This window comes from Methylobacterium sp., from assembly GCF_028290105.1.
Taxonomy (GTDB): domain Bacteria; phylum Pseudomonadota; class Alphaproteobacteria; order Rhizobiales; family Beijerinckiaceae; genus Methylobacterium.
Genome location: NZ_JAQGKL010000110.1, coordinates 1 through 3097, shown reverse-complemented (window position 1 = coordinate 3097; position 3097 = coordinate 1). Strand labels below are relative to the sequence as shown.

Here is a 3097-nt window from a genome sequence, read left to right as displayed (position 1 = left end):
CGCGTCCAAAAACCGCCTAGAACGGTCGAATTTTGAAAATCGAAGGCCTTTTCGATGCAGGTGTTTCCATGCAGGTGATCGAGACGAACATTCCGCTCGTCAAACGCGTCGTTCCCAAGCGATTCGGCGACGAGAGGGGCTGGTTCTCGGAGACGTACCGGGCCGACGTTCTGGCCGAGGCCGGCATTGACGACCGCTTCATCCAGGATAACCAGTCCTTCTCCGCGCCTCAAGGAACCGTACGCGGCCTGCATTTCCAGCGCCATCCCATGGGCCAAGCCAAACTGATCCGGGTTCTGGCCGGCGCCATCCTCGACGTCGCGGTCGACCTCCGGCGCGCTTCCCCCACCTATGGCCAACATGTGGCCGTGCGCCTCGACGCCGAGAACGGCGAGCAATTGTACATCCCCATCGGCTTCGGGCACGGCTTCTGCACCCTCGTGCCGGATACGATGGTGGCCTACAAGGTCGCGGGCGGCGTCTACAGCCCCGAGCACGACGGCGGCCTGCTCTGGAACGATCCGGACCTCGGCATCGACTGGCCCGTCGGCGCGGCGGAAGCCCATCTCTCGGCCAAGGACAAGGTCGCTCCACGACTGGCCGATCTTCCGCCTCTTTTCTGAGTCTTGTCGCGTTCCGGTCAAAGTTCATCCAGGTCCCTTCAAGTCCAACGCCCTTGAAGTCCAAACCCTGTCCGGCGGGTCCCGCCCGCCCCGATTCCTCGAGAGATCGATTCGTCCCATGCGCATCTTGGTAACCGGCGGCTGCGGCTTCATCGGATCGGCCCTGGTCCTGCACCTTGTCCAGGACCTCGGGCACGAGGTCGCGACGCTGGATGCGCTGACCTACGCGGCCAATCCGATCTCGCTGCAGCCCCTGGCGAACGACCCCAGGCACCGGCTCGTCGAGGCCGACATCTGCGATCCGGCGGCCGTGCACGCCCTCTACGCGGAGTTCCGCCCCGAGGCCGTGATGCACCTGGCCGCCGAGAGCCATGTCGATCGCTCGATCACCGATCCGGGCGCCTTCATCCGCACCAACGTGGTCGGCACGCAGGTGATGCTCGACGGGGCGCGCACCTACTGGGACGGGCTCGAGGGGGAGGCCAAGGCGGGGTTTCGCTTCCTCCACGTCTCCACCGACGAGGTCTACGGCTCCCTGCCGCCGGATGCGTTCTTCACCGAGGAGAGCCGCTACGACCCGCGCTCGCCCTATTCGGCCTCGAAGGCGGCCTCCGACCACCTGGCCCGCGCCTGGCACGAGACCTACGGCCTGCCGGTCCTGATCACGAACTGCTCCAACAATTACGGACCGCGCCACTTCCCCGAGAAGCTCATTCCGCTGATGATCCTCAACGCGCTGGAGGGCCGGAACCTGCCCGTCTACGGCGACGGCCTGAACGAGCGCGACTGGATTCACGTGGAGGACCATGCGCGCGGCCTCGTGGCGGTGCTGGAGAAGGGGCGCCTCGGCGAGACCTACCTGCTCGGTGGCCGCTCGGTGCGCAACAACCTGGCGGTGGTCAAGGCGCTCTGCGCCGCCTTCGACCGGCTGCGCCCGGAGCAGGCGCCCCACGACCGGCTGATCACCTACGTCACGGACCGTCCGGGCCATGACCGGCGCTACGCCATCGACCCCTCGAAGGCCGAGGCCGAGGTGGCTTGGCATCCGACGAAGGATTTCGAGCAGGCCCTGGAGGAGACCGTGCGCTGGTACCTCGACAACGAGTCGTGGTGGCGTCCGATCCGCGAAGGCCGCTACACCGGCGAGCGCCTCGGCCTGGGGCTGTCCCCCGCCAGGCAAGCCTGAACCCGGTGGATGGCTGACCCCATGAACATCCTCATCCTCGGCGGTGCCGGCCAGGTCGGCACCGAGTTGCAGGCGCACGCGCTCTGGGATGCGGAGGTCCGCCTGCACGCCCCGACCCGCGCCGACCTCGACATCACCGACGCCGCCGCGATCGAGGCCGCCCTGGCCGAGCGCCCCTACGCGGCCGTGATCAACACGGCGGCCTACACGGCCGTCGACAAGGCCGAGGGCGACATCGCCGCCGCCTGGAGCCTCAACGCGGTCGCTCCCGCGCTGCTGGCCGCCGCCACCGCGAAGGCGGGCATCCCCCTGGTCCACGTCTCCACGGACTACGTCTTCGACGGCGGCGGGGCGGGCGCCTGCACCCCCGAGACACCGGTGAACCCGCAGAGCGTCTACGGCGCCAGCAAGGCCGCCGGCGAGATCGCCGTGCGCGCGGCCAACCCGCGCCACGCCATCATCCGCACCGCCTGGGTGGTGAGCCCGCACCGGGGCAACTTCGTCAAGACCATGCTGCGGCTTTCCGCCGAGCGCGATCGCCTCAGCGTGGTCGACGACCAGCACGGCAACCCCACCAGCGCGGGCGATCTCGCCGCCGGCCTCGCGGTGATCGCGCAAAGGCTGGCGCGCGAACCGGATGCGCCCACGGGCACGCATCACTTCGTCAATGCGGGGGCCACGACCTGGTGCGGGTTCGCGAAGGCCATCATCGCGGCGGCCGCCGGCCGCGGCGGGCGGAACATCCCCGTCGACGCCATTCCCTCCAGCGCCTTTCCGACGCCGGCCCGGCGTCCGGCCAATTCGCAACTCTCGACCCAGAGCCTGACCGACGCCTACGGCCTGACGCCGCGGCCGTGGACGCAGGCCCTCGACGACATCCTCGACCGGCTGGTCGGACCCGAGCACACCGCCAAGGAGACACGGGCATGAAGGGCATCGTTCTGGCCGGAGGCACCGGCACGAGCCTGCATCCGGCGACCCTGTCGATCAACAAGCAGCTGCTGCCGGTCTACGACAAGCCGATGATCTACTACCCGGTCTCGGTGCTGATGCTGGCGGGCATCCGCGAGATCCTGATCATCTCAAGCCCCGAGCACCTCGACAACTACAAGCGGCTGTTCGGCACCGGCGAGCAGTTCGGCTTGCAGTTCTCCTACGCGATCCAGCCCCGGCCCGAGGGTCTGGCCCAGGCTTTCGTGATCGGGCGCGACTTCGTGGGCGGCGACAGCGTGGCGCTCGTGCTCGGCGACAACCTTTTCTTCGGGTCCGGCATGAGCGCCCTGCTGGC

At 68.5% G+C, this 3097-nt stretch carries 4 protein-coding genes; all 4 read left to right on the top strand.

Features of this window, described 5'->3' with window-relative positions; genetic code table 11:
* The first annotated feature begins 68 nt into the window (after nucleotides 1-68).
* Nucleotides 69-623, top strand: coding sequence for a dTDP-4-dehydrorhamnose 3,5-epimerase (gene rfbC / locus JWQ05_RS08400; RefSeq protein WP_299657489.1), 555 nt, complete (start codon nucleotides 69-71; stop codon nucleotides 621-623).
* Between the two features lie 118 nt (nucleotides 624-741).
* Entirely contained in the window at nucleotides 742-1809 is a 1068-nt protein-coding gene (rfbB, locus tag JWQ05_RS08395) for a dTDP-glucose 4,6-dehydratase (RefSeq protein ID WP_299657486.1), read from the top strand.
* A gap of 21 nt (nucleotides 1810-1830) precedes the next feature.
* On the top strand, nucleotides 1831-2739 hold the full coding sequence (gene rfbD, locus JWQ05_RS08390; protein WP_299657483.1) for a dTDP-4-dehydrorhamnose reductase: 909 nt from the start codon (nucleotides 1831-1833) through the stop codon (nucleotides 2737-2739).
* Nucleotides 2736-3097 (top strand): sugar nucleotidyltransferase (locus JWQ05_RS08385; RefSeq protein WP_299657480.1); only part of this gene is annotated, 362 nt, incomplete at its 3' end. The genes rfbD and JWQ05_RS08385, both read left to right, overlap by 4 nt.